The organism is Klebsiella sp. C239 (assembly GCF_048822715.1).
In the GTDB taxonomy this organism is placed as follows: domain Bacteria; phylum Pseudomonadota; class Gammaproteobacteria; order Enterobacterales; family Enterobacteriaceae; genus Klebsiella; species Klebsiella quasipneumoniae.
On record NZ_JBMEZK010000005.1, the window covers coordinates 1 to 22,978 of the forward strand.

At 56.6% G+C, this 22,978-nt stretch carries 31 protein-coding genes; 28 read left to right on the plus strand and 3 right to left on the minus strand.

What is annotated here, in order from left to right; genetic code table 11:
* The 3 genes from ACOI6Z_RS14475 to ACOI6Z_RS14485 form a co-directional block, all read left to right on the plus strand.
* Window positions 1-204: hypothetical protein (locus tag ACOI6Z_RS14475; RefSeq protein WP_420687433.1), on the plus strand; the 204-nt coding region annotated here is incomplete at its 5' end.
* 278 nt (window positions 205-482) lie between these two features.
* Window positions 483-674 carry a hypothetical protein gene (locus ACOI6Z_RS14480; RefSeq protein ID WP_183129345.1) on the plus strand — a complete coding sequence of 64 codons (192 nt, stop codon included), beginning with the start codon at window positions 483-485 and terminating at the stop codon, window positions 672-674.
* The gene (locus tag ACOI6Z_RS14485; RefSeq protein WP_122117464.1) at window positions 667-933 is read left to right on the plus strand and encodes a DUF6953 family protein; all 267 of its coding nucleotides are present in this window, start codon (window positions 667-669) and stop codon (window positions 931-933) included. The genes ACOI6Z_RS14480 and ACOI6Z_RS14485 overlap by 8 nt, the downstream gene beginning before the upstream one ends.
* Before the next feature lie 56 nt (window positions 934-989).
* Here the strand turns inward: ACOI6Z_RS14485 and ACOI6Z_RS14490 are convergent, their stop codons facing one another.
* Window positions 990-1,994, minus strand: a complete 1,005-nt coding sequence (locus ACOI6Z_RS14490) for a phage portal protein (RefSeq protein WP_420687454.1) — start codon at window positions 1,992-1,994, stop codon at window positions 990-992.
* Window positions 1,995-2,020: 26 nt separating this feature from the next.
* Window positions 2,021-3,784 (minus strand): terminase ATPase subunit family protein, encoded by a 1,764-nt coding sequence (locus ACOI6Z_RS14495; RefSeq protein ID WP_122117466.1) that lies wholly within the window; start codon window positions 3,782-3,784, stop codon window positions 2,021-2,023.
* 140 nt (window positions 3,785-3,924) lie between these two features.
* Between ACOI6Z_RS14495 and ACOI6Z_RS14500 the strand changes: the two genes are divergently transcribed.
* The 12 genes from ACOI6Z_RS14500 to ACOI6Z_RS14555 all read left to right on the plus strand — a co-directional run bounded on the left by ACOI6Z_RS14500 (window position 3,925) and on the right by ACOI6Z_RS14555 (window position 9,735).
* A complete protein-coding gene (locus ACOI6Z_RS14500) occupies window positions 3,925-4,758 on the plus strand; it encodes a GPO family capsid scaffolding protein (RefSeq protein ID WP_122117467.1) in 834 nt (277 codons plus the stop codon).
* Window positions 4,759-4,774: 16 nt separating this feature from the next.
* On the plus strand, window positions 4,775-5,827 hold the full coding sequence (locus tag ACOI6Z_RS14505; RefSeq protein ID WP_420687434.1) for a phage major capsid protein, P2 family: 1,053 nt from the start codon (window positions 4,775-4,777) through the stop codon (window positions 5,825-5,827).
* A gap of 3 nt (window positions 5,828-5,830) precedes the next feature.
* Complete coding sequence (gene gpM / locus ACOI6Z_RS14510) at window positions 5,831-6,484, plus strand: phage terminase small subunit (protein ID WP_334261800.1); 654 nt, start codon at window positions 5,831-5,833, stop codon at window positions 6,482-6,484.
* 95 nt (window positions 6,485-6,579) lie between these two features.
* On the plus strand, window positions 6,580-7,044 hold the full coding sequence (locus ACOI6Z_RS14515; RefSeq protein ID WP_122117470.1) for a head completion/stabilization protein: 465 nt from the start codon (window positions 6,580-6,582) through the stop codon (window positions 7,042-7,044).
* The gene (locus ACOI6Z_RS14520; RefSeq protein WP_122117471.1) at window positions 7,044-7,247 is read left to right on the plus strand and encodes a tail protein X; all 204 of its coding nucleotides are present in this window, start codon (window positions 7,044-7,046) and stop codon (window positions 7,245-7,247) included. Before ACOI6Z_RS14515 ends, ACOI6Z_RS14520 begins: the two co-directional genes overlap by 1 nt.
* 3 nt (window positions 7,248-7,250) lie before the next feature.
* Window positions 7,251-7,466 (plus strand): HP1 family phage holin, encoded by a 216-nt coding sequence (locus ACOI6Z_RS14525; RefSeq protein WP_049090061.1) that lies wholly within the window; start codon window positions 7,251-7,253, stop codon window positions 7,464-7,466.
* Window positions 7,447-7,956, plus strand: a complete 510-nt coding sequence (locus ACOI6Z_RS14530) for a lysozyme (protein WP_122117472.1) — start codon at window positions 7,447-7,449, stop codon at window positions 7,954-7,956. The genes ACOI6Z_RS14525 and ACOI6Z_RS14530 overlap by 20 nt, the downstream gene beginning before the upstream one ends.
* Before the next feature lie 4 nt (window positions 7,957-7,960).
* The gene (locus ACOI6Z_RS14535; protein ID WP_334261801.1) at window positions 7,961-8,344 is read left to right on the plus strand and encodes a DNZ54_00345 family protein; all 384 of its coding nucleotides are present in this window, start codon (window positions 7,961-7,963) and stop codon (window positions 8,342-8,344) included.
* The gene (lysB, locus tag ACOI6Z_RS14540) at window positions 8,341-8,769 is read left to right on the plus strand and encodes an Rz-like lysis system protein LysB (protein WP_334261802.1); all 429 of its coding nucleotides are present in this window, start codon (window positions 8,341-8,343) and stop codon (window positions 8,767-8,769) included. Before ACOI6Z_RS14535 ends, lysB begins: the two co-directional genes overlap by 4 nt.
* Window positions 8,657-8,902: an Rz1-like lysis system protein LysC gene (lysC, locus tag ACOI6Z_RS14545; protein ID WP_233447206.1), complete on the plus strand. Its 246-nt coding sequence runs from the start codon at window positions 8,657-8,659 to the stop codon at window positions 8,900-8,902. The genes lysB and lysC overlap by 113 nt, the downstream gene beginning before the upstream one ends.
* Window positions 8,865-9,296 carry a phage tail protein gene (locus ACOI6Z_RS14550; protein WP_334261803.1) on the plus strand — a complete coding sequence of 144 codons (432 nt, stop codon included), beginning with the start codon at window positions 8,865-8,867 and terminating at the stop codon, window positions 9,294-9,296. The genes lysC and ACOI6Z_RS14550 overlap by 38 nt, the downstream gene beginning before the upstream one ends.
* On the plus strand, window positions 9,289-9,735 hold the full coding sequence (locus ACOI6Z_RS14555) for a phage virion morphogenesis protein (protein WP_149302188.1): 447 nt from the start codon (window positions 9,289-9,291) through the stop codon (window positions 9,733-9,735). The genes ACOI6Z_RS14550 and ACOI6Z_RS14555 overlap by 8 nt, the downstream gene beginning before the upstream one ends.
* A 40-nt stretch (window positions 9,736-9,775) precedes the next feature.
* Here ACOI6Z_RS14555 and ACOI6Z_RS14560 read toward each other — a convergent pair whose 3' ends face one another.
* Window positions 9,776-10,741, minus strand: a complete 966-nt coding sequence (locus ACOI6Z_RS14560; RefSeq protein WP_149302189.1) for a hypothetical protein — start codon at window positions 10,739-10,741, stop codon at window positions 9,776-9,778.
* A 99-nt stretch (window positions 10,742-10,840) separates the two neighbouring features.
* Here ACOI6Z_RS14560 and ACOI6Z_RS14565 point away from each other — a divergent pair, with 99 nt between their 5' ends.
* The 13 genes from ACOI6Z_RS14565 to ACOI6Z_RS14625 all read left to right on the plus strand — a co-directional run bounded on the left by ACOI6Z_RS14565 (window position 10,841) and on the right by ACOI6Z_RS14625 (window position 22,973).
* Window positions 10,841-11,413 (plus strand): phage baseplate assembly protein V, encoded by a 573-nt coding sequence (locus ACOI6Z_RS14565; protein WP_149302190.1) that lies wholly within the window; start codon window positions 10,841-10,843, stop codon window positions 11,411-11,413.
* Window positions 11,410-11,772 carry a GPW/gp25 family protein gene (locus tag ACOI6Z_RS14570; RefSeq protein ID WP_064407298.1) on the plus strand — a complete coding sequence of 121 codons (363 nt, stop codon included), beginning with the start codon at window positions 11,410-11,412 and terminating at the stop codon, window positions 11,770-11,772. The genes ACOI6Z_RS14565 and ACOI6Z_RS14570 overlap by 4 nt, the downstream gene beginning before the upstream one ends.
* The gene (locus tag ACOI6Z_RS14575; RefSeq protein ID WP_334261804.1) at window positions 11,759-12,667 is read left to right on the plus strand and encodes a baseplate assembly protein; all 909 of its coding nucleotides are present in this window, start codon (window positions 11,759-11,761) and stop codon (window positions 12,665-12,667) included. Before ACOI6Z_RS14570 ends, ACOI6Z_RS14575 begins: the two co-directional genes overlap by 14 nt.
* A complete protein-coding gene (locus ACOI6Z_RS14580; RefSeq protein ID WP_416380889.1) occupies window positions 12,660-13,331 on the plus strand; it encodes a phage tail protein I in 672 nt (223 codons plus the stop codon). Before ACOI6Z_RS14575 ends, ACOI6Z_RS14580 begins: the two co-directional genes overlap by 8 nt.
* Before the next feature lies 1 nt (window position 13,332).
* The gene (locus tag ACOI6Z_RS14585; protein WP_420687435.1) at window positions 13,333-15,282 is read left to right on the plus strand and encodes a CotH kinase family protein; all 1,950 of its coding nucleotides are present in this window, start codon (window positions 13,333-13,335) and stop codon (window positions 15,280-15,282) included.
* A gap of 9 nt (window positions 15,283-15,291) precedes the next feature.
* Window positions 15,292-16,410 carry a hypothetical protein gene (locus ACOI6Z_RS14590; RefSeq protein WP_420687436.1) on the plus strand — a complete coding sequence of 373 codons (1,119 nt, stop codon included), beginning with the start codon at window positions 15,292-15,294 and terminating at the stop codon, window positions 16,408-16,410.
* A gap of 51 nt (window positions 16,411-16,461) precedes the next feature.
* On the plus strand, window positions 16,462-17,541 hold the full coding sequence (locus ACOI6Z_RS14595) for a phage tail protein (protein ID WP_334261643.1): 1,080 nt from the start codon (window positions 16,462-16,464) through the stop codon (window positions 17,539-17,541).
* Window positions 17,542-17,687: 146 nt separating this feature from the next.
* Window positions 17,688-18,860 carry a phage tail sheath protein gene (locus ACOI6Z_RS14600; protein WP_334261642.1) on the plus strand — a complete coding sequence of 391 codons (1,173 nt, stop codon included), beginning with the start codon at window positions 17,688-17,690 and terminating at the stop codon, window positions 18,858-18,860.
* Between the two features lie 9 nt (window positions 18,861-18,869).
* On the plus strand, window positions 18,870-19,385 hold the full coding sequence (locus ACOI6Z_RS14605; RefSeq protein WP_023318906.1) for a phage major tail tube protein: 516 nt from the start codon (window positions 18,870-18,872) through the stop codon (window positions 19,383-19,385).
* A gap of 52 nt (window positions 19,386-19,437) precedes the next feature.
* On the plus strand, window positions 19,438-19,737 hold the full coding sequence (locus ACOI6Z_RS14610) for a phage tail assembly protein (RefSeq protein ID WP_098362948.1): 300 nt from the start codon (window positions 19,438-19,440) through the stop codon (window positions 19,735-19,737).
* Window positions 19,738-19,751: 14 nt separating this feature from the next.
* Window positions 19,752-19,871 carry a GpE family phage tail protein gene (locus ACOI6Z_RS14615; protein ID WP_002896220.1) on the plus strand — a complete coding sequence of 40 codons (120 nt, stop codon included), beginning with the start codon at window positions 19,752-19,754 and terminating at the stop codon, window positions 19,869-19,871.
* Window positions 19,864-22,491, plus strand: a complete 2,628-nt coding sequence (locus tag ACOI6Z_RS14620) for a phage tail tape measure protein (protein WP_420687437.1) — start codon at window positions 19,864-19,866, stop codon at window positions 22,489-22,491. Before ACOI6Z_RS14615 ends, ACOI6Z_RS14620 begins: the two co-directional genes overlap by 8 nt.
* Complete coding sequence (locus tag ACOI6Z_RS14625; RefSeq protein ID WP_334261640.1) at window positions 22,488-22,973, plus strand: phage tail protein; 486 nt, start codon at window positions 22,488-22,490, stop codon at window positions 22,971-22,973. Before ACOI6Z_RS14620 ends, ACOI6Z_RS14625 begins: the two co-directional genes overlap by 4 nt.
* The last annotated feature ends 5 nt before the right edge of the window (window positions 22,974-22,978 follow it).

Genomic DNA, 22,978 nt, shown 5'->3' on the forward strand with positions numbered 1-22,978 from the left:
CAATATTGGGAGGGAGTTGTGAACGATTTGTTCATGGAGTCACTTGCACTGCAGCGGATAGAACTTATGGCCCGGCTGGTTGCCAGCTCAGATTGTAGCGATGACGACAAGGAGGTTGCGATTTCGTGGTTGTCGGAGCTGACAAGCGATCTGGTTACTAGGCTGAATGAATATGGGGTAAGGCAGGATGAGAGTACGCATTAGTGATTCCGCACCATGGGAAACTCCCTCCCATTGGCACCCTGCGGTTTGAGAAATCAGCGCATGTCTATGGTGCATGGATTCGCATGATCCAAAAAGGATCGCAATGGGTCGGGGCCGCCAGAACTGGCGCGCTTTCCGGCCCGTCATGCATCTGCATGAAAACCACTACACAAAGCGGGTAGGCGTGGCGGGGATACGAGCGCGCGCAAGCATGTTTACTTGCAATGTATGTAGGTATATTCTCAATTTGCAGCTTAATGATGAAAGGAGACACAAAAGTGGCAAAATATACACCGGGTCAGAAAGTAAAACATGTAACTGGACAAGGCCCTGTAATGGTAATTGATCATTACCAATCATCCACAATGACTGTTTGTACATGGTTCATCGGTGCAAAAAATCAGCGGGGTGTTTTTCACGAAGATACTTTAGTTTTATTTGTTCCTAAGACTGAAAGTGAAGATGAGTGATTCTCTTACCAAAATAATCGACTGGATGGTTAGCACGACTAGAGCTAATGGTGTGCTATATCAGTCGCAGGTTGTTGAATTTTTAATCAACAACTTTGGGGATGAATTTATCAAGACAAATGATAATGGTAATTACGCTATAAGTAGCGCTGTGCTTGCGCGTTTTCGAAAGGCGAGCAAAGACGATGTAGTTTGGGATCGTGAAGAGTTAGCTTGGCGTTTACGTAATGAAAGTGATTTGCCTGGGCGAATGCAGTAGCCAGAAAAATAATAGTGAACAAACTGGCTAGTTAGTTTGTTCACTTTTTCTTAGCGCTAGTCACTACCTAAACTATAAGTTTCAAATTTAATTATTTCGTCGTTTAACCATTCGTTAGTTTCGCTAATGCGCTTCTGTAAAGGCATCAACTCGTTGCGGACAAAAACACAGCTTGCTTTTTCCACATCCCCAACCCCCCCAACATTGCTTGGCATAATTCCCATCATCTGTGGCGGAACGCGGTGCGCTGCCATCATGTCATCGCGGCTCACGTTCTTGATGTTCAGAAACTCATCTTTCGCTGCGACCTCCGACAGCGGGATGATCTGGATGCCGTCCTTTTTACCGTTGGGCGAATACATAAACAGGTTGCGGAAGTTGCCCGGCCCTTTGGCGCTTTTCATGGCCTGGCGGATGTTGTTCACGTCCTCCTGATTCTGTGCCGCGTCTGTCATGTACATGATGAAGCCGGCATGGCTACCGTTAATGTAATACTTACGGCGAAACAGCGTGGCGGACTCATTAAGCAGCGCTGAGGGGATGGCGGACAGGTATTCCGGCAGGCCGTAAATCTCCTGGTTCAGATCCGGTTCCATCAGGTGAAAGATGCTGCCTTTGGTGAACTCATACGGCTGTGTGGCCATGCCGTATTGCACAAACCAGTAAGTGTCGAGGTCGATCCCGCGTCGGGTGTATTTCGCCAGTGATGGTTCCAGCGACAGAATACCGCCCAGCCGGTTAGTCCTTTTCTCCAGATAAGCGTTACCAAATACCAGATAGTCCTGCACAAAGCGGCTGAATGCCTGCTGACTTAGCAACGGGTGCGGGATAAACGTGCTGGTCAGGATGTTGCGCTTAACGGCAATCGGTGAGCTGTGATGTATAGCGGCACGATAGGTCCGCGCCAGCCCGTCAAAGCTCACCGGCGGCTCATACCAGCGGTCCATTTGCACACATTCTACGTAGTCCAGAAGTTCGCGGCGGTCCAGTACCGGAATGGGATCGCCAAAGCTGAACGCCTGGGTAGTCGCTGCATCATTGGGTTGTACGTCAGGTGGCATCACATCCTGTGCGGTATTCTCAGTCATTAAAAAATCTCCACGATGTTGCTTGTATTGGCGGCTTCGCCCTGCAGTGGTTCATTAAATAGTGCGTGCATCGTTGCCCAGGCCAGATCGGCGTGGCTGGCTTCTTCGCTGCGGCTGGCTTCATAGGTCGGACGGTTGCCGCTGGCGGTAGTAGCACGGCGGATAGCCATAAATGACTGCGCAATGTCGGTGTGCCCGGCGTCAAACTCCAGGCGGCGGTGGCTGATAATGTCGTATGCCTTGAGCACCAGGGCGTTTTTGACGTTGGGGTTGTAGACAAACTCCCGGACGGCAGGGAAAAAGGCTTTCACGTTTTCGTAAACGCCATGACCGACGCCGGTAGAGTCAATGCCGATGTAAGACACGTTGTACTGCTGGGTAAGCTTGCGGATAGCCTCCGCCTGAGCGCGGAAGTCCATTCCGCGCCACTGGTGGCGCTCAAGGATGCGAAACTTACCGCCGGGCACCATTGGCGGCGCAATGACGACACACCCGGCGCTGTCACCATTCTGCGTGCCTTTTGCCGGGTCATATCCGATCCAGACCTCACGCCAGCCAAACGGACGCAGGGCCAGCGCCTGAAAATCTTCCCAGACCTCCCAGCTGTCCACCATGCAGGCCTGCAGTTCGGACAGCGGGAACACGGACGCGAGATCATCAAGAAATTCGCACATCAGCAGGTTCTGGTATTCGTCCGGGCTGTATTCCAGTCGCAGCTGGTCCAGGTCGAACAGGTTACAGCCGCCGCGCACGGCATCCTCTACTGTCACGATCTGCCGGAACTGACCATCAGCACACAGCTGGCCCGCAGCCAGCGTGGAGTGGGTCAGATCGATATCGACACGGTCCAATTTTGAGCGACCACGGTTATACAGGGCGCCAGACCAGAAGGGATAAGCGCTGTGCGTCAGGCTGGACGGCGTAGAAAAATAGGTCTGCCGCCACCGTTTGTGCAGTGCCATGCCAGAGGCGACTTTGCGTAGCTCCTGGAATTTCGGTATCCAGAAATATTCATCAAGATACAGGTTGCCGTGGTAGCTCTGCGCGGTGCGGGCGTTGGTCCCCAGAAAATACAGCGTGGCGCCGTTCGGAAGCACCATCGGATCACCTCTGAGTTCAACATCGACCTCTTTGGCAAACTCAATGATGTACTGCTTAAACATGTGTGCCTGAGCTTTACTTGCTGACAGGAAAATTTGGTTGCGGCCAGTCACCAGCGCATCGATCAGTGCCTCACGCGCAAAGTAATACGTTGCCCCGATTTGGCGGGACTTCAGCACGTTGCGGATACGATGCTTTATCCCTGCTTCCCACCAGTGGCGCTGATATTCGAACATGCCAGCGCGGAAAATCTCCTCCAGCTTTTCGATCTGTTCGTCGCTGAACAGGTTTTTTTCAGGTGGTTTGCGGGGGCCGCGGTTGCGGTTTTCCACGTTCGGGTTTAAGTCGGCCTCGTTGCCGCCGTTGTTAAATTTCCCGATGCGGGCGTGGCGCTCGGACTGGCGCGCCAGCAGGTCTATTTCTTTAAAGTCTTTCCCTTCTTTGTGCTCCTTCATGATCAGCTGGCAATACCGTGCGGCGGTGGTGAGCTGCATCTGGTCAAGCGGGCCATAGCTGCCCCACTTGTCGCGCTTTTTCCAGCTGTGAACGGTTGTGGCTTTCTCGCCCAGCATTTCAGCAATGCGGGCTATGCGGTATCCCTGAAAATACAGCAGTAGTGCCTGCCGACGGGGATCGAGGTCTGCGGGGGTCATCGTTTCCATGGGACAAACATACGGGCTTGCCCTGAGCCTTTCCCCGGCTGGCTTTTGTGTGGTTTACCGCACAAGGTCTGCGCGTTGTTTCACCCCCTCCATCACAGCAACCATAAGGCCTCTCTGAGTTATTTGATGGAGTCGCTCAAATGGCAGTTAAAGCAAAACGCTTCCGCATTGGTGTGGAAGGGGCAACAACGGACGGGCGCACCATCGAGCGTGCCTGGCTGGAGCAGATGGCGGCAAGCTATAACCCGCAGGTCTATACCGCGCTGATTAATCTGGAACACATCAAGGGCTACACCCCTGACAGCCCATTCCGCCGTTTCGGGACCGTGGATAAGCTGGAGGCCGAAGAAATTGCGGATGGACCACTGAAGGGCAAAATGGCCCTGTATGCGTGGATCACCCCGTCAGCTGATCTGGTGGCGTATACGCGCAATCTGCAAAAGCTGTTTACCTCCATGGAGGTCAATACCAGTTTTGCTGATACCGGCAAGGCGTACCTGGTTGGCCTCGCAGCGACTGACGACCCGGCAAGCCTGGGTACGGAAATGCTGCAGTTTAGCGCCAGCGCCAAAAGTAACCCGCTGGCAAGCCGTAAACAGAATCCGGAAAACCTCTTTACCGCCGCAGAAGAAACGCTGATCGAGTGGGAAGAGGTCCAGGGCGAAAAAACCTCCCTGTTTGCCCGCGTCACCGCGATGTTTACCAAAAAAGAGCAGACCGATGATGCACGTTTCTCTGATGTGCATCGTGCTGTTGAGCTGGTCGCTACCGAACAGCAAAACCTGAGCGAGCGCACCGATCAGGCCCTGACCACGCAGGGTACGCGTATTGCTGAGCTGGAAACTGCACTGCAGGAGCAGCAGGCCGCCTTTTCTGCGCTGGAGCAGAAACTGAGCCAGGAAGACAGCCGTAAAGACTATCGCCAGCGTGCGCCAGGTGGTGAAGCACCTGCAGGCACCCTGACCAATTGCTGATGGAGCATAAGAACCCATGAAAAAGAAAACACGTTTTGCCTTTAACGCCTACCTGCAGCAGCTGGCGCGCCTGAATGGCGTAGAAGTTGAGGGTCTGTCCAGCAAGTTTACCGTGGAGCCGTCTGTGCAGCAGACGCTCGAAGACCAGATCCAGCAGTCAACGGCCTTCCTGACCATGGTTAACGTGATTGGCGTGGCGGAACAGTCAGGCCAGCTGCTGGGTCTGGGCGTCGGCAGCACCATTGCCGGGACGACAGACACAACCACGCAGGAGCGCGAACCCACCGATCCGACGGTCATGGTGGATGTTGAGTACAAGTGCGAGCAGACCAACTTTGATACGGTGCTGACCTACGCAAAACTGGACATGTGGGCGAAATTCCAGGATTTCCAGGTGCGCATCCGTAACGCCATCGTCAAGCGCCAGGCGCTGGACCGCATCATGATCGGGTTTAACGGTGTTAAGCGTGCCAAAACCTCAAAGCGTACCGATAACCCGCTGCTGCAGGATGTTAACAAAGGCTGGCTGCAGAAGGTCCGCGAAGATGCGGCAGATTGCGTGATGGGCAGCACCACGGCTGAAGATGGCACCACTACTGCAGACCCGGTGAAGGTAGGCAAGGGCGGTAAATATGCCAACCTGGATGCGCTGGTGATGGATGCCGTCAATGAGCTGATTGACCCGATTTTCCAGGATGATGCGGAACTGGTTGTGATCTGTGGCCGTGAGCTGTTGTCCGACAAGTATTTCCCGCTGGTCAATAAGGACCAGGCAAACACGGAGGCGCTGGCTGCTGATCTGATTATCAGCCAGAAACGCATGGGGGGCCTGCAGGCTGTCCGCGCCCCGTCATTCCCGGCTAATGCCGTGCTGATCACCCGCCTGGATAACCTGTCCATCTACTGGCAGGAAGATACCCGCCGCCGTTCGGTCATTGATAACCCGAAACGCGATCGTATTGAAAACTTCGAATCGGTCAATGAAGCGTATGTGGTGGAGGATTACCGCTGCGTGGCACTTGTGGAAAACATCACCATCGGCGACTTCAGCGCCGGTGCAGGGGAGTAACGCATGAGCCTGAGTCCCGCACGGCAGCACCGCCTGCGCGTTCAGGCTGAACAGGCCGCCCGCCAGGGCGGCAGTGTTCGCCATGCGTCGGGATATGACCTGATGCTGCTGCAACTGGTGGAAGACCGTCGCCGCCTCAAAGGGGTTCAGTCCACAGTGAAAAAGGCACAAATCAAGGTGGAGATGTTACCCAAATATACCGCCTGGGCGGATGGCGTACTGGCAGCCGGTGGAGCGCAGCAGGATGACGTGCTGATGTTTCTGATGCTCTGGCGTATTGATGCCGGTGATTTTGCCGGTGGCCTGCAGATTGCCGCGCACGCGCTTAAACACGGCTGGGTGCTGCCGCAGGCGCTGGGCCGCCGCAACGTGCAGACCGTTGTCGCGGAGGAGCTGGCAGACCAGGCGGAGGCCGCGCAGCGCATGAAAGCTGAATTCCCTGCTGACGTGCTGCTGCAGGCTCTTTCACTGACGGATGCGCTGGATATGCCGGACCAGTCCCGCGCCCGGCTGCATAAAGCCATCGCCGCCGTGATCAGCGAGTCCCGCCCGGCAGCGGCCCTGAACCACTACACGTTTGCATTGCAGCTCGATCCCCGCTGCGGTGTGAAAAAAGACAAAGAGCGGCTGGAGCGCCATTTGCGTAACAGCCACTAACGGAACGTGCCCCGCGCACGGGCGGCACGGGATGGCGACAGGCATTGCCTTATCAAAATCCCGTCCACCGCCCACTTTTTCAGGAGAAAACCCGCATGAAGTTTGTTGCGCCAGAGCAGGTGCCGGAACAGGCGGAGGTCATCAAAAACACCCCATTCTGGCCCGATGTGGATTTGTCGGAGTTTCGCAGCGTGATGCGGACGGATGGCACGGTGACGTCACCGCGCCTTAAGCAGCTGATCCTGTCGGCGATGTCGGAGGTCAACGCGGAACTGTTCACCTTCCGTCAGGCGCAGCAGGCGCTGGGGTATCAGACGCTGGCAGAGGTACCGGCGGACGTGCTGGACGGCAAAAGCGAGCGTCTGCATCACTACCATAATGCCGTTTTTTGCTGGGCGCGTGCCCAGGTGAATGAGCGTTACCAGGACTACGACGCCACGGCATCCGGCGTCAAACGGGGGGATGAGCTGGCGGAGGCCAGCGGCGATCTGTGGCGTGATGCCCGCTGGGCGATTAGCCGGGTACAGGATGCCCCCCACTGTACGGTGGAGTTGATCTGATGAAAGTGCGTGCGTACCAGGGTGACACGGTGGATGAGCTGTGCTGGCGTCATTACGGGCGCACGCAGGGCGTCACAGAGCAGGTACTGCAGGCAAATCCGGGGCTGGCTGAACACGGACCATTTTTACCACACGGGCTGCAGGTGGAGCTGCCGGATATTGCGACCACCACCACGGTGCAGACCGTCCAGTTATGGGACTGAATGATGACACTTGAACGGATCAGCGCCTTTATTACGTACTGCATCGCGGTGCTGCTGGCGATGTTGGGCGATTTATCGCTTAAAGATGCCTCTACGGTGGGCGGTGTGCTGATTGGTCTGCTGATGCTGGCGATCAACTGGTACTACAAACACAAAACCTATCAGCTGCTACGCGGCGGGAAGATAACCCGGGGGGAATATGAATCCTTCAATCGTTAAGCGCTGCCTGGTGGGTGCAGTGCTGGCCATCGCTGCCACGCTGCCCAATTTCCAGCAGCTCCACACCTCAGTGGAAGGGCTGAAGCTGATTGCTGATTACGAGGGCTGCCGCCTGCAGCCGTACCAGTGTGACGCTGGCGTGTGGACCGATGGCATCGGTAACACGTCGGGCGTGGTGCCGGGGAAAACCATCACAGCGCGGCAGGCGGCGGGGAACTTCATCACCAATGTATTACGGGTAGAAACCGCGCTGGCGCGGTGTGTCCTGGTGAGCGTGCCGCAGTACGTTTATGACGCCCTGGTGTCGCTGGCCTTCAACGTCGGCACGGGCAATGCCTGCAGCTCAACCATGGTGAAGTTTATCAATCAGAAGCGCTGGCGCGATGCCTGCTATCAGCTGCCGCGCTGGGTATATGTCAAAGGCATATTTAATCAGGGCCTGGAAAACCGCCGCGGGCGGGAGCTGGCATGGTGCTTAAAAGGAGCGTAACGAAATGAAAAAGAAATTTATCAGTGGGTTACTTTCGGTGCTGTACGCTGCGCTGATGATTTTAGGTCTCTTTGTCCCAAACGGCATGGCCTCGGCGCTGGTCCCCGCGTTGACCTGGGTCGCCTGTTTGCTGGTCTGGGTAGCGGTGCTGCTTTGCCTGGCCGGGTGGTATGCGGGTGGCATCCATCGGGAAGAGGCAAAGCAGGCGCTGACGCGCTTTTTCAGCACGCCAGGAAGCCAGGTTCTCAGATGGGCCAGGCGTTCACTGCTTGTGATTTTTCTCGCCTTTACGGGCCACGTTGTCACCCTGGCATTTTATCTGCTGACGCTGGTCGCGATTAAGGTCCTGCGTGCGCAGGTTGTTGATGCGCAGCCGGTGACGGTATGACGCGCGCACTGGCGGTTATTCTGGCGCTTGTACTGGCGGCGCTGGGCTGGCAGTCATGGCGACTGAATGAAGCCAGCCACACCATCGATCAGCAAGGCAGGGACCTGAAAGCGAAGGGCGAAAAACTGGCAAAAACGAACAGCCAGCTGATCGCCCTGTCCATCCTGACCGAAACCAACAACCGGGAACAGTCGCGGCTTTACGCGGCGGCAGAAAGTACAAACGCGCTGCTGCGGGGTCGCCAGCGCCGGATTGAGGAGCTAAAACGTGAAAACGAGGATTTGCGCCGCTGGGCTGGTGCTCCTTTGCCTCCTGACATTATCAGGATGCGCGAAAGACCGACCCTCGCCGGAGGTGCAGCTTACCGTGAATGGTTGTCCCAGGGTGACGCAATGCCGCCTGGAAAAGTCAGCGGCCAGCACTAACGGCGATTTGCTGGCGGCGCTGGATGAGGCGGAGGCGGCCTGGTCGGTCTGTGCTGACAAGGTGGACACGATAATTTCCTGCCAGGAGCGAAACAGTGAACAAACCTCAGTCTTTACGCCTCGCCCTGAATAAAGCCGTGGCGTATGTCCGGGACAATCCGGACAAGCTGCATTTATTCGTGGATAACGGATCGGTGGTGGCGACCAGCGCAGCGTCGTTGTCCTGGGAGTATCGCTATACCCTTAACGTGGTGGTCGTTGATTTCAGCGGCGATCAGGGATTACTGATGGCTCCCGTGCTGGCCTGGCTGATGGAGAATCAGCCCGATGCTGTCCATAACCCGGAACTGCGTGAAAAGCTGTTTACGTTTGAGGTCGATATCTTGCGCAATGATATCTGCGATATCAGCCTCAACCTGCAGCTGACAGAGCGCGTGATCGTCAGTGCTGATGGTGACGTGTCCTGCGTCGAAGCGGTGCCGGAACCGGACGAGCCGGACGAAATGTGGGCGGTGCGCCGTGGCTGAGCTGCAGGAAGTTGACGCATGGTTAGATGCGCTGCTGGCGGGGCTGGAGCCTGCCGCCCGTAAGCGCATGATGCGGGAGCTTGCGCAGCAGCTGCGCCGCAGCCAGCAGAAAAATATCAGGATGCAGCGTAACCCGGACGGCACGGCATACGAGCCGCGCCGCGTGACAGCCCGCATGAAGCAGGGGCGCATCCGTCGGCAGATGTTTGCCAGACTCCGCACCGCAAAATACCTGAAAGCCGTCGCCAGCCCGGACTCTGCCAGTGTCGAATTTGAGGGCAGGGTGCAGCGTATTGCCCGCGTTCATCATTACGGTCTGCGTGACCGTGTTAGCAGGAAGGGCGCTGAAGTGCGTTATGCGAAACGGAGGTTGCTGGGCCTAAATAGCGAGCTTGTAGCGTTGATTGATGAGGTGATTATGCGCTGGGTCAAAAATTGAGCTAGCGCATTTAAAAAACCATGCAGAGATAGAAAGTAAATTAAAAAACTACGTGCAATGCGCCATCCCAAGTTTCACTTGTACCAAGTGAAGGCATTGGTAATTCATTCAAATTCCATACTGGTGAATTTACAGTTTGAAATATGCTTTCGTAACTAGAACGCATAGGTGAGTCAAACAAATGTTCACCATAGTTGGCCTCTAGGATTATGTGAATTGCTGCAATGGCATTTATCAACATTTCTAGATTAGAGCGATTTTTGTTACTACCTCTGTCGTGTTTAACAGCATTATAAGAATCATACCAATTTAAACTTTTGGTTGGTTGTGAAGATGACCAATTGTTAAATGGACTAAATGAACCAATGTTTGGGAACATTTTAAGCTTTACAGAGTATTGTTCAAGTTTTAGGTACGGGAGTGTTTTTACATAATCTTTTGTGCTCAGTCGTGGCGTGTTTGTATAATTATTATCAATAAGTGTTTTTTTTAGGAGGTATTCAACTTCAGTACAGCCAAGTATTAAAGCTTCTCTTATTTTGTTACTATATGTGGTCAGGTTTTGAGGTTCGGGTTCTATAAAATCAAAGAGACTTGTTAGCGAGTTGCAAATGCTGTGAAATGATCTTACCTCGTCAAGTTTTGCGCTTTGATTATAAATTTCTGTAGTGCAGTTTTCAGTATTGTAGTAAAGACCTCTAACTGATCTTTTATAATATTTCCCTGGGTTGGTATTGAGCGTAATGTTTTTTATTTCTCTGTTTTGTGGCGATTCGTGCCACAGAATTATGCTTAATAATCTTTCTGTAGGGTCAGTGTTGTTTAACCATGTTAATGTCTCTGGTGATCTATTTTCATAACTCTGAATTTGACTCAGTCTCCCTTCTTTTAGGTCAAGGCTGCCGAATATTCCAGTGTTTATTAATATGTAGTATTTATCATTATCCGAGTCCATTCTAAAAAAACCATATTTACCATTGGTACACTCAAATACATAGTTGCTCATAGAATCCTCCTGTGGTTAAAAGTCCAGTATTCCATTGTGTCATTCAAGGCACAAGTGACTCTTTTGGCATTGTAATTAGCAAATTGTCATTCTTTAGGTATGAATGCTCAATTAACCGAAATCATGCGCCTCATCACTAATCTGATCCGCACCGGCATTGTGACCGAGGTGGACCGGGAAGGCTGGCTGTGCCGGGTGAAAACAGGCGACCTCGAAACCAACTGGATTAACTGGCTGACATACCGCGCCGGTAAATCCCGCACCTGGTGGTGCCCGTCTCCAGGGGAGCAGGTGGTGCTGTTCAGCCTGGGCGGCAATCTGGAAACAGCGTTTGCGCTTCCGGCCATCTACTCCAACGCCTGCCCGCCGCCGTCAGACTCCGAAAGTGCGGACGTGACCGCATACGAGGATGGCGGCTGGTTCGAATACGACCCCGCCACCGGGCGCTGGACCATTCGCGGTGTTAAAGCCGTGCTTATCGAATCCTCGCAGCTGGTTTCCTGCAAAACAGGGGAGCTTGTGTTTGAGGCTGACACGACCCGTTTTAACAGCAACGTGATCCTGAATGGCGACGTCACCCACGGCGGCGGAGCGATGACGTCAAACGGCATTGTGGCCGATAAGCATAAGCACCCTGGCGACAGTGGCGGAACAACGGGAGATCCAATATGACGCTCTATATCGGGATGAATCGCGATACCGGCCAGGCCATTACGGAAACCGACCACCTGCGCCAGTCCGTGCGGGATATTTTGCTGACGCCGCAGGGTAGCCGCCTTGCCCGCCGGGAATATGGTTCCCTGTTGTCCGCACTGATTGACCAGCCACAAAACCCGGCGCTGCGCCTGCAGATCATGGCGGCGGTGTACGTCGCGTTGCAGCGCTGGGAGCCGCGGCTGCAGCTCGACACTATCACGATTAACAGCAGCAGCATGGATGGCGCAATGGTGATTGAGCTGGCAGGCCAGCGCAATGACGGTGTGCCGGTATCGCTGTCCGTATCGACAGGAGCAACTAATGGCCGTTATTGACCTTTCCCAGCTGCCGCCGCCGCAGATCGTGGATGAGCCAGATTTTGAAACCTTGCTGACAGAGCGTAAGGCGGAGTTTGTCGCGCTCTATCCGGCAGAAGAGCGGGAAGCCGTGGCACGAACGCTAACGCTTGAGTCAGAGCCGATCGTTAAAACGCTGCAGGAAAACGTGTACCGGGAGCTGCTGCTGCGCCAGCGGATTAACGAGGCGGCACGGGCCGTCATGGTGGCCTATTCCGGCAGTGATGACCTGGATAATTTAGGCGCTAACAATAACGTGCAGCGCCGGGTGATCACCCCAGCAGACAATACCACCACGCCACCCACTAAGGCGGAAATGGAATCGGACGCGGATTATCGCCAGCGCATTCCTGCCGCATTTGAAGGGATGAGCGTTGCCGGGCCGGTTGGCGCGTATGAATTTCACGCGCTGAGCGCCGATGGCCGTGTGGCAGATGCATCAGCATTCAGCCCGGCACCGGCGGAAGTCGTGGTGACGATTCTGGCCCGCGACGGTGATGGCACTGCGCCGGATGACTTGCTGCAGGTAGTTGGTGTTGCACTGAATGATGAGGCCGTGCGGCCTGTAGCGGACCGGGTGAGCGTCCGCTCTGCTGAGATTGTCCGCTATGAAATCGACGCGGTTCTGTATGTCTATCCCGGCCCGGCAAAGGAACCCATCCTCGCTGCCGCGAAAGAGCAGGGCACAGCATACATCAATGAGCAGCGTCGCCTGGGGCGTGATGTGCGGCTGTCTGCGATTTATGCCGCTCTGCATGTTCAGGGCGTGCAGCGGGTTGAGCTGATGCAGCCCCTGGCTGACATGGTGATAGATAAAACGCAGGCGTCCTATTGCATCGATTTTAAAGCAGAAATTGGTGGCTCTGATGAATAGCCTGTTACCGCCGGGATCGTCGTCGCTGGAGCGCAGGCTGGCGCAGGCCTGTTCAGGTATCAGTGATTTAAGCGTGCCGTTGCGTGATCTCTGGAACCCATGGAAGTGTCCGGTGAAATTCCTGCCGTATCTGGCCTGGGCGTTTTCTGTGGACCGCTGGGAGGAAACCTGGTCAGAGAGGGAAAAGCGCCAGGCGGTCAGCGATGCGTTCTGGATCCACCAACGCAAGGGAACGGTGGCGGCGGTTCGCCGGGTGATTGAAAACCTCGGCTACAGCATGACGCTTCAGGAGTGGTGGGAGGTGGCCGACCCCGCCGGGACATTCCGCCTTGAGATTGACCTGAATGATATCGGTATTACCGAGACGATGATTAAGGAGCTGGAGCGGATTATTGGCGATGCGCGGCCGGTCAGCCGCCACATTGCCCGCCTGTCACTGTTGGCGGGGACCACCGGCCCGGTGTATACCGGCGCGGCTTCGTGCGGCGGGGAGGTTATCAGCGTGTATCCGCCGGAATACACGCCGGATGAGGCTGCCCGTTATGACGGCGGCGGGTTCCATTTCGGGTCGGTCACCTATACCGAAAACCAGCGGGGAGAAGACCCTCACCGCTATGACGGTCGCACCTTTCACGATGGCCGTGGCGTTTACGCAGGAGAATAACATGAGTGCAATTAACGAACAGACGAAATGGGAAGATGAGGTTTACCTGCTGGCGCGTGAAGACCGGGTGGAGGGCGGCATTTATGGTCCGTCAAACAAACAGGCCCGGCAGCTGGCGAACCGTACCCGCTATTTAAAAACCGCCGTTGAGTCGCTGCAGGACTACCGGGATTACACCTTCTTCATGACCCCGGATGACCCGGACGGTACTGTTGCGGGGCTTGCCGGTACGCCGGAGGGGAAACTCTTTCGCGTGGTGGTGCCTGACAGCGAGGGGCAACTGCTGGCCTTTATCTATTACCAGAAGCGCAACGGCCAGGCGAACCGGCTGAATGCGCTGGCAAGTCAGCAGGCGATTACGTCCCTGCGCCAGCAGCTGGAGCAGGACACCGGCGAGGCGCTGGATGGCCTGACCGCGTTGCAGTCCGGTCTCCAGTCGCTGACGGCCGCCCTGATGCAGCTCGGTCTCGATGAGATGGCCGCGCAGGTGACCAGCATGGCCGCCTCGCAAAAAAGTCAGTCAGACCAGATTCAGGCGCTGATGCTGGCGTTTCAGTCCGGTATGCGGGCGCTGGCTCTGGTGGAGGCCACCCCCGAAGAGGTGGAAAGTCATCAGCTGAGTAACCTCTATGCCTTCCAGGTGCTGGCCCGTCAACTGCTCCCGCTCGACGGCTTCGACCCCTCAGCGGCAGGCAGCGGCACGGGAAACCGGGAGGCGCAGGCGAAATATCCGGGCGTGTTTGCCTTCGGTGAGCCGCGCGGTCTGATTCGCCTGGACGTGACCTCCGACAGCGGCGCACCGACCAGCAAGGACAACCCGGTTAACGGCACCTTACAGGTGGACGTCGACGGGGAGATGTTCACGGCATACGTGTCCTTCAAGGTTCAGGGGGCCTCGTCGGCGGGGTATCCGAAAAAGAACATGAAATTCGAGCTGTTTGCCGACGCGGCGCATACCGAAAATGTCAGCCTGAAAATCGGCGATGTGGTGCCAAAGGACAAATGGATTTTCAAGGCGAACTGGATTGACTCGACCCACCTGCGCAATGTGCTCTGCTACAACCTGTGGCAGAAGGTGATGGCGACCCGCAGCGGCTGGCCGCGCCGGGATATTGATAACAGCTATGTGGGGAAGCTGGGGGCCAGCGCCATTGATACCGGTGCCATCGGCTGCCCGAAGGGGTACGCCTGCGTGCTGTATATCAACGGTGAGTTTTACGGCATCGGGGATTTTCTCTACAACTCGTCGCGCAAGGATTACAACATCGCCAAAAACAGCCCGGAGCAAATCATGATTATCTGGGACGGGGCGATTAACATCCCGGCGCTCACGGATAACGGCACCTGGGTGATGGACTCACCCTCGAAACCCACGGCGGAAACGGCTGCCTGCCTCGACCGCTGGCGGGACTTCGCGCAGTCCGCACAGGATGCGTTTACCGCCGCCGCCGGTACACATCTGGATAAAAACAACGTGGTGGATTTCTACGTCTTCCTCAGCTTTATCTGCGCCCCGGACTGCGTGCAGAAGAACACCACGTTTATCACCTGGGACGGCACGAAATGGTTTTTCATGCCCTATGACCTGGATACCACCTTTGGTCTGCATTACGCCGGGACGTCGATAGCCTATCCGCCAGACCTGAATCTGTTTGATAACGGTCTCGCCATGCAGGTCAACCGCACCTTCTGGAAGAAAGTCCGTACCACCTTCCAGGCGGAAATGAATGCCCGCTATGCGGAGTTGCGGGATAACGGCCTGCTTTCACAGGGCGGCGTGCTGGAGCTGGCCCGCGACCTGCTGGGGCGTTACACCCCGGAACTGATGCAGGCTGAATATGAAAAATGGCCGAATGTGCCCTCCCTGAGCATCACCAGTCTGGACCAGATGATGGACTGGACCCGACAGCGTATTGCATACCTGGACACTTTTTTCAGCTACCACCAGTAAGGACCCACCATGACCACGATTTTAGTCAAAGATGCGCTGCGGACCTCCGTTGAGGCGGCTTCGGGCGGAAAACAGACGGTGCTGTATACCCCGAAGGGACAGCCGACCTTTGTGAACATTATCCCGAAGGTGAGTATCGAAAGCCTGAACCCGGCGCTGGGGATTTCCGGCGTACACCCGGCCTTTAAGCAGGGCGACAGGGAAATCCCGTACCTGTATGTCGGAACCTATCAGGGATGCGTGCTGAACGGCGAGGTCCTGAGTCTGCCCAACGTGGATGCGAATGCCTGTAACGCAACCAGTGCCACCCTTTTCCCGTTACTGAAAGCGATGGGCAGCACCTGGCACGGCATGACGTCGGTGGAGTGGGCGCTGATGCAGGCGATGGCCGTGAAAAGCCGGTACAGTCCCCTGGGGGCCGATGTGTACGGCAAGTCCGCGCTGGATGCGACCCAGACCGGACGCCGTATCGACGGCAAAGAGGCAGGCGATTTGTCCTCACAGTCTCCGCGCATTTATACCGGCTCCGGTCCGGTCTCTTATCGCCAGGACAAAAAATACAACGGCATCAGCGACCTTGCCGGAAACGTCTGGGAGCGTACCTACGGTGCGCGCGTGGTGGGCGGTGAAATCCAGCTCTACGGGACCGGCAATGAGGCCGCGCTCGCCGCCTCCTCGGTGTTCAGTGCGCACGGCGCTGATGTGCCGGGCTGGTACGCTATCCATGCGGTGACCGGGGCCTTTATCACCCCGACACATACAGGGAACACCACCACGGCAGACTATGTGGCCACAACCCCCAACAGCGTGCGGGCGGTGACAAAAACCACCGGGCTGGCTGACAACGAGTTTTATCACCCGGCCTGGGGCGGGACTTTCGTTCAGCCGCAGAACACGCTGCCGGAAGCGGTAAAAAATCTTCTGGAGCTGTATGGCGTGTGGCCGTCCCTGACCGGGAAGGCGATTGTCCCGGCGGGGTCCACCGTCAACTACAATGCGGGCGCGACAAGCTGCATGCATCCTGTGCGCGGTAAGAACGATATTTTCCAGTTTGGCTTTGCCAACAATATCGAGGTGCTGAACTCCGAGATGGGTCTGCGCCCGGTTTATTACGCGCCCCTGAGTTAATCCCGAGGCCGCCCCGCTCCGGCGGGGAAGCCCGCTATTACGGACTGCCTTATGAGTAAAAAATTCAGCGCCATACTGACCGCGCAGGGGGCTGAACGCCTGGCCGCTGCGGCGGTGAAGGGTATCCCTCTGGGTATCACTCACATGGCCGTCGGTGACGGGGGAGGCGTCCTGCCGGTGCCGTCCCCGGACCAGACCGCCCTGATTAACGAGCAGTACCGCGCACCGTTGAACCGGCTGGTCATCGCCGACCAGGCGGCAAATGTTATCCGCGCCGAAATGATAATGCCGCCGCAGGCCGGGGGCTTCTGGATACGCGAGGCCGCACTCTTTGACGAAACCGGCATCTGCCTGGCGGTGGCGAACCTGCCCGAATCCTACAAGCCGCTTCTGGCGGAAGGGTCGGGACGTTTTCAGGTGATTAACATCTGGCTGATGGTGAGTCAGACTGCCGATGTGCAGATGATTGCGGACCCGTCAGTCATTCTGGCGACGGTGGAAGAAGTCCGCCGGGCGGGGAACAACGCCAAAGATTATGCCGATGACATAGTTTCCACTCTGGAGAATGAGACGCGGGAGGCCATCACCTCAGCGGTCAGCACCGCCATTCGTGATTTCTGGGAAGCGGAAAACCCTGTCGGCACGGTCCGGTTTTACAGTCAGCATGTGGACCCGAATGAACGCTACCCGTGGTCAACGTGGACGTATACCGGTGAGAACAGAACCATCCGCGTGGCAAAAGCGGACGGTTCGAACGTCGGCGCCACCGGCGGCAGCGATACGGTCACCCTGCAGCGGGCGAATCTTCCCGCCGTGCAGGTTGATGTAGCCGGCTCAGCCTCCGAGGTGGAGGAGCAGAGACTGAGAACCGGCAGAGGCGGAGGACATAAGCACAAAGGCGGGATGGCGGGACCAGGCGAGGCCTGGGACAGTAATTATATTGTGGGCTCCGATAATGACAGCCGCAGAACGCGAAACTATACCTCTGACGAAGGTGAACATGACCACGAATACACGGTACCCGGTCACGGTCACTCAGTCAGCGGCAAAACCGATAACCTCGGCGAGGGTAAATCATTCAGCGTCGTCGAGGATCACATCCTGCTGATGTGCTGGAGCCGTGTTGCCTGATTACCGGGTAAAACCATGAATAAATCAGCCCCGACAAGGGGCTTTTTTCTGCCTGCATTTGTGCCATCCACGGTACAACGGGCATCAACGGCTTGCGGTGAATGATTTCCATACCATGGGTGAACCCCTAAACCGGAGATTCATTCATGGCGCAAGACTATCACCACGGCGTGCGCGTTGTAGAAGTTAACGACGGCACCCGAACCATCACGACGGTGAGTACGGCGATTGTGGGCATGGTATGCACCGGCGATGATGCCGATGCGTCTATGTTTCCGCTCAATAAGCCGGTACTGCTTACCGATGTACTGACCGCCAGCGGCAAAGCGGGCGAGTCCGGCACGCTGGCCCGCTCACTGGACGCTATCGCAGACCAGGCAAAACCCGTCACCGTAGTGGTGCGTGTTGCCCAGGGCGAAACCGAAGCGGAAACCACCGCTAACATCATCGGCGGTGTGACCGCGGACGGCAAGAAAACCGGCATGAAGGCGCTGCTTTCGGCGCAGTCGCAGCTGGGGGTGAAGCCGCGTATTCTCGGCGTGCCGGGGCATGATACGCAGGCCGTATCCACTGAGCTGTTAAGCGTGGCGCAGAGCCTGCGCGGATTTGCGTACCTGTCTGCCTATGGCTGTAAAACCGTGGAAGAGGCGATCGCCTACCGCGAAAATTTCAGCCAGCGCGAAGGGATGCTGATCTGGCCTGACTTTATCAACTTTGACTCGGTGCTGCAGGCGGATGCGACCGCTTACGCCACCGCCCGCGCTCTTGGCCTGCGTGCAAAAATCGACGAGCAGACCGGCTGGCACAAAACCCTGTCTAACGTGGGCGTGAATGGCGTTACCGGGCTATCTGCGGATGTGTTCTGGGACCTGCAAGACCCGGCAACCGATGCGGGGCTGCTGAACCAGCATGACGTCACCACATTGATCCGCAAGGATGGTTTCCGCTTCTGGGGTTCACGCTGCCTCAGCGATGACCCGCTCTTCCAGTTTGAAAACTACACCCGCACCGCGCAGGTACTCGCTGACACTATGGCAGAGGGCCATATGTGGGCAGTGGACATGCCGCTTAACCCGTCGCTGGCCCGCGACATTATCGAGGGCATCCGCGCCAAAATGCGCAGCCTGGTGAATCAGGGCTACCTCATCGGCGGTGATTGCTGGATTGATGACAGTGTGAATGACAAAGACACGCTGAAAGCCGGGAAACTCTGGATCGACTACGACTACACGCCAGTACCGCCACTGGAAAACCTGATGCTGCGCCAGCGCATCACTGACCGTTACCTGGTGGATTTCACCACCCGCGTAAGCGCATAAGGGGGACCCATGGCCTTACCACGCAAGTTAAAACACCTGAATATTTTTAACGCCGGTAACAACTGGATGGGCATTGCTGAATCCGTCACCCTGCCGAAATTCACCCGCAAGCTAGAAAACTACCGCGGCGGCGGCATGCCTGGTTCAGTCGGTATTGATCTGGGGCTGGATGATGGCGCGCTGGATACGGAAATGACCATCGGCGGTACGGAGGCGCTTCTGTTTAAACAGATGGGCAAAGCCACGGTGGACGGCGTGCAGCTGCGCTTTACAGGGTCTATTCAGCGCGACGACACCGGCGAAGTGCAGGCCGTTGAGCTGGTCGTCCGTGGGCGCCACAAAGAGGTGGATTCCGGCGAGTGGAAAACCGGCGAGAGCAATTCCACCAAAGTCAGCAGCGTTAACTGTTACGCGAAGCTGACCATTAACGGTGAAGTGCTCTATGAGGTCGATGCGATCAACATGATTGAAATTGTTGACGGCGTTGACCTGATGGAAGAGCACCGAAACGCCATCGGCCTTTAATTCAGCACTGGCGCGGGATGCCGCGCCAGCCCCCCCATAACAGGGAAAGAGCATGAGTGAGAAAACAGTAGCAACGGTGAAGCTGGATAGCCCGATCACGCGCGGTGATACCACGATTACGGAAATTGTGCTGCGTAAGCCGCAATCCGGCGCGCTGCGCGGTACGCGGCTGCAGGCGGTGATGGAGATGGACGTGGCCTCTATGATGACCGTGATCCCCCGCATCTCCACACCTACGCTGACCCCGCAGGAAATGGCGGACCTTGACCCGGCAGACCTGGCCGCGATGTCGATCGAGGTTGTCCTTTTTTTGTTGCCGAAGTCGGCGTTTGCCGATTTGCCGACAGCCTGACGGTAGATGACCTGGTGGCGGATATCGCCACGATCTTTCACTGGCCGCCGTCCGTCACTGACGTTATGCCGCTCACGGAGGTGCTGGAGTGGCGGCACAGAGCGATAATGCGAAGCGGGGCCAGCGATGAGTGATAAGAACCTGCGTCTGCAGGTGGTTCTGAATGCGGTTGATAAACTCACCCGCCCTTTAAAAGTTGCGCAGGCTGGCTCTAAGGAGCTGGTCTCCGCCGTCCGGCAGACCCGCGAACAGCTTAAGAGGCTGAACGATGCAGGGGGCCAGTTAAAATCTTTCGATCAGCTGTCGCAGAGCCTGAGCCGGACCAGTAACGAACTGGACCAGGCGCGGCTGCGTGCGCAGATGATGACCCGCGAAATGTCAGCCCTGGAATCCCCCACGAAAAAGCAGACGGCAGCGCTTGAAACGCAATGGCGGGCCGTGTCACGTCTGGAGCAAAAACAGGGGCAGGAAACGCGGCAGATGGCGGCAGCAAGGGCGGAGCTGTACCGCCTCGGCATCTCTGCGGGCGGCGGTGCCCGTGAAACGGCACGTATTACCCGCGAAACGGATCGCTATAACAAACAGCTGGCAGAGCAGGAGCGACGCTTGCGGGACGTGGGCGAGCGCCAGCGCAAGCTGAATGCAGTCAGGGCCAAAGCGGACAAGATGCGCGACGTGCGTAACAACCTGGCGGGGAACGGGGCCGGGATGATGGCCGCCGGGGTGACAACGGGCGCAACGCTGATGGCGCCTATTCGCGCCTACTCGGAATCAGAGAACGCGGCTAACCAGCTGGCAGGCTCCATGATGGGGCCGGGCGGAAAGGTGGCGCCGGAGTTTGCGAAGCTAAACATGCTGGCGATCGCCCTGGGTGACCGGCTACCCGGCACCACGGCAGACTTTCAGAACATGATGACCATGTTACGCCGTCAGGGTATGTCTGCGCAGGTCATCCTGGGCGGGCTGGGTGAGTCGGCGGCGTATCTCGGCGTACAGCTGCAGATGGCCCCGACGGATGCCGCCGAGTTCGCTGCGAAACTGCAGGACGCCACGCAGACCACCGAAAGAGACATGATGAGCCTGATGGACGTGATCCAGCGAGGTTATTACGCGGGCGTTGACCCCGGTAATATGCTGCAGGGTTTTGCAAATATCAGCAGTGCAATGGAGATTATCAAGCAGAGGGGGCTTGATGCTGCTAAAACCTTCAGCCCTCTTTTGGTCATGGCTGATCAGGCGGGGATGGCCGGAGAATCAGCGGGTAATGCCTACCGTAAAATTTTTCAGGCCACGCTGGATGCTAAAAAGATTAAGAGTGTAAACGATGAGCTGAAAGGCAAAGGTATCAAGTTTGATTTTTCCGACGGGAAAGGCGGATTTGGCGGCTTGGAAAAGATGTACGCACAGTTAGATAAGCTTGAAAAACTAAATCCAGAAACAAAGCTTGCGACGATGAAAGCCCTGTTTGGTAATGATAACGAAGTGCTAAAAGCGCTGAGCATCATGACTACAAAAGGTATCGAGGGCTACCGCGAAACCGTGGCAAAACTGGAGAACCAGGCAACCCTGCGCGAGCGCGTCGAGGCGTCCCTTAATACCCTGGGGAATAAATGGGAAGCCGCTGGCGGCTCGTTTACTAACGCCATGGCGAGTATCGGTGAAACCGTCGCGCCGGTACTGAAAAATATTGCGGACTGGCTGGGAAATCTGGCGTCCGCGCTGGATGGTTTTGTTAAGAGGCATCCGCAATTGACGGCGGCGCTGTTTAAGATTGCGGCGGTGTTTGCCGTGGTAGCTACCGCTGCGGGCGTGTTGTCGCTGGTGCTGGCATCTATTCTGGGGCCGATGGCGGTAGTACGGGTGAGCGCTGGGGTTCTGGGAATTAAGTTTGTGTCAGCTTTTGGTCTGATTAAGCAAGTCATCGGCGGTGCGGGCCAGGCGATCCTGTGGCTGGGCAGGTTGATGATGGCTAACCCCATTCTGGCGATAATTGGCCTGATTGCGATGGGAGCCATTTATATCTGGCAGAACTGGGAAACGCTGGGGCCAAAATTCAAAGCAATGTGGGACGCCATCTCATCCGGGGTATCCAGGGTATGGGCTGTGATTAAGCAGACCATCAGCAGCAAATGGGATGAAATTCTGAGTGATGTTGCCGCACTGCCCGCGAAGTTTAAAGCGGTGGGCGGCGCGATCATTGACGGAATCCTGAGCGGTATCAATGAGAAGTGGGAGACGCTCAAGAGCAAGCTGGCATCGGTGAAAAGCTACCTGCCGGACTGGATGACCGGCGGAGACAAATCGCCAGGCGCACCCCAGCAAAAAGGCGCAGGTGGATTTTTCGCGGGGATGTATGACAGCGGCGGCTATATTCCACGCGGGCAGGTGGGCATTGCTGGCGAGAATGGCCCGGAACTGATTAACGGCCCGGCCTATGTGACCAGCCGCCGGAGGACGGCAGCGCTGGCGTCCGTTGTCGCCGGAATTATGGGGGGAGCTATGCCTGCAGAGGCTGCGCCGCTTCATCCAATGAGTCTGCCGGTAGCATCCTATCGTCCGGCAGCAGAAAAACCGGCAGGCACGCGGCCGGTATTTCAGTTTGAAACCCAGGCACAAATTATTATCCAGGCGCAACCAGGCCAGAGTCCGCAGGATATTGCGCGGGAGGTTGCGCGACAGCTCGATGAGCGTGAGCGCCGCATGAGGGCTAAGGCCCGCAGCAATTTCAGCGATCAAGGGGGGTACGATTCATGATGATGGTCCTGGGCCTGTTTGTGTTTCAGCTGCGCACGGTTCCCTATCAGCAACTGCAGTATCAGCGGAACTGGCGGCACGTTACCAACAACCGCGTTAATCGCCGTCCGACAACGCAATTTTTGGGGCCAGATAACGATCAGCTGACGCTCTCCGGCGTCCTCATGCCGGAAGTGACCGGCGGCATGTTGTCGCTGCTGGCGCTGGAGCTGATGGCGGAGCAGGGAAAGGCCTGGCCGCTGATCGAGGGCGGCGGGACCATCTACGGTATGTACGTGATTGAAAACCTGAGCCAGACAAAAACGGAATTTTTCGCCAGCGGTGAAGCGAGAAAAATAGAGTTTTCGCTGGGGCTTAAGCGTGTTGATGAGTCGCTGTCCGAAATGTTAGGCAGCCTGAGCGACCAGCTTAGCAGTCTGCAGGACTCCGCAGCGGCAGCGATCGGGAATATCAGAACCACGGTAGGAGGGTTACTGCAGTGAGCGAG

Excerpts from the sequence above, each read along its gene's own strand:
- ACOI6Z_RS14485 (WP_122117464.1), top strand. The coding sequence starts at position 667 with ATGAGTGATTCTCTTACCAAAATAATCGACTGGATGGTTAGCACGACT.
- ACOI6Z_RS14490 (WP_420687454.1), bottom strand. The coding sequence starts at position 1,994 with ATGCCACCTGACGTACAACCCAATGATGCAGCGACTACCCAGGCGTTC.
- ACOI6Z_RS14495 (WP_122117466.1), bottom strand. The coding sequence starts at position 3,784 with ATGGAAACGATGACCCCCGCAGACCTCGATCCCCGTCGGCAGGCACTA.
- ACOI6Z_RS14500 (WP_122117467.1), top strand. The coding sequence starts at position 3,925 with ATGGCAGTTAAAGCAAAACGCTTCCGCATTGGTGTGGAAGGGGCAACA.
- ACOI6Z_RS14505 (WP_420687434.1), top strand. The coding sequence starts at position 4,775 with ATGAAAAAGAAAACACGTTTTGCCTTTAACGCCTACCTGCAGCAGCTG.
- gpM (WP_334261800.1), top strand. The coding sequence starts at position 5,831 with ATGAGCCTGAGTCCCGCACGGCAGCACCGCCTGCGCGTTCAGGCTGAA.
- ACOI6Z_RS14515 (WP_122117470.1), top strand. The coding sequence starts at position 6,580 with ATGAAGTTTGTTGCGCCAGAGCAGGTGCCGGAACAGGCGGAGGTCATC.
- ACOI6Z_RS14520 (WP_122117471.1), top strand. The coding sequence starts at position 7,044 with ATGAAAGTGCGTGCGTACCAGGGTGACACGGTGGATGAGCTGTGCTGG.
- ACOI6Z_RS14525 (WP_049090061.1), top strand. The coding sequence starts at position 7,251 with ATGACACTTGAACGGATCAGCGCCTTTATTACGTACTGCATCGCGGTG.
- ACOI6Z_RS14530 (WP_122117472.1), top strand. The coding sequence starts at position 7,447 with ATGAATCCTTCAATCGTTAAGCGCTGCCTGGTGGGTGCAGTGCTGGCC.
- ACOI6Z_RS14535 (WP_334261801.1), top strand. The coding sequence starts at position 7,961 with ATGAAAAAGAAATTTATCAGTGGGTTACTTTCGGTGCTGTACGCTGCG.
- lysB (WP_334261802.1), top strand. The coding sequence starts at position 8,341 with ATGACGCGCGCACTGGCGGTTATTCTGGCGCTTGTACTGGCGGCGCTG.
- ACOI6Z_RS14560 (WP_149302189.1), bottom strand. The coding sequence starts at position 10,741 with ATGAGCAACTATGTATTTGAGTGTACCAATGGTAAATATGGTTTTTTT.
- ACOI6Z_RS14565 (WP_149302190.1), top strand. The coding sequence starts at position 10,841 with ATGAATGCTCAATTAACCGAAATCATGCGCCTCATCACTAATCTGATC.
- ACOI6Z_RS14570 (WP_064407298.1), top strand. The coding sequence starts at position 11,410 with ATGACGCTCTATATCGGGATGAATCGCGATACCGGCCAGGCCATTACG.
- ACOI6Z_RS14575 (WP_334261804.1), top strand. The coding sequence starts at position 11,759 with ATGGCCGTTATTGACCTTTCCCAGCTGCCGCCGCCGCAGATCGTGGAT.
- ACOI6Z_RS14580 (WP_416380889.1), top strand. The coding sequence starts at position 12,660 with ATGAATAGCCTGTTACCGCCGGGATCGTCGTCGCTGGAGCGCAGGCTG.
- ACOI6Z_RS14585 (WP_420687435.1), top strand. The coding sequence starts at position 13,333 with ATGAGTGCAATTAACGAACAGACGAAATGGGAAGATGAGGTTTACCTG.
- ACOI6Z_RS14590 (WP_420687436.1), top strand. The coding sequence starts at position 15,292 with ATGACCACGATTTTAGTCAAAGATGCGCTGCGGACCTCCGTTGAGGCG.
- ACOI6Z_RS14595 (WP_334261643.1), top strand. The coding sequence starts at position 16,462 with ATGAGTAAAAAATTCAGCGCCATACTGACCGCGCAGGGGGCTGAACGC.
- ACOI6Z_RS14600 (WP_334261642.1), top strand. The coding sequence starts at position 17,688 with ATGGCGCAAGACTATCACCACGGCGTGCGCGTTGTAGAAGTTAACGAC.
- ACOI6Z_RS14605 (WP_023318906.1), top strand. The coding sequence starts at position 18,870 with ATGGCCTTACCACGCAAGTTAAAACACCTGAATATTTTTAACGCCGGT.
- ACOI6Z_RS14610 (WP_098362948.1), top strand. The coding sequence starts at position 19,438 with ATGAGTGAGAAAACAGTAGCAACGGTGAAGCTGGATAGCCCGATCACG.
- ACOI6Z_RS14620 (WP_420687437.1), top strand. The coding sequence starts at position 19,864 with ATGAGTGATAAGAACCTGCGTCTGCAGGTGGTTCTGAATGCGGTTGAT.
- ACOI6Z_RS14625 (WP_334261640.1), top strand. The coding sequence starts at position 22,488 with ATGATGATGGTCCTGGGCCTGTTTGTGTTTCAGCTGCGCACGGTTCCC.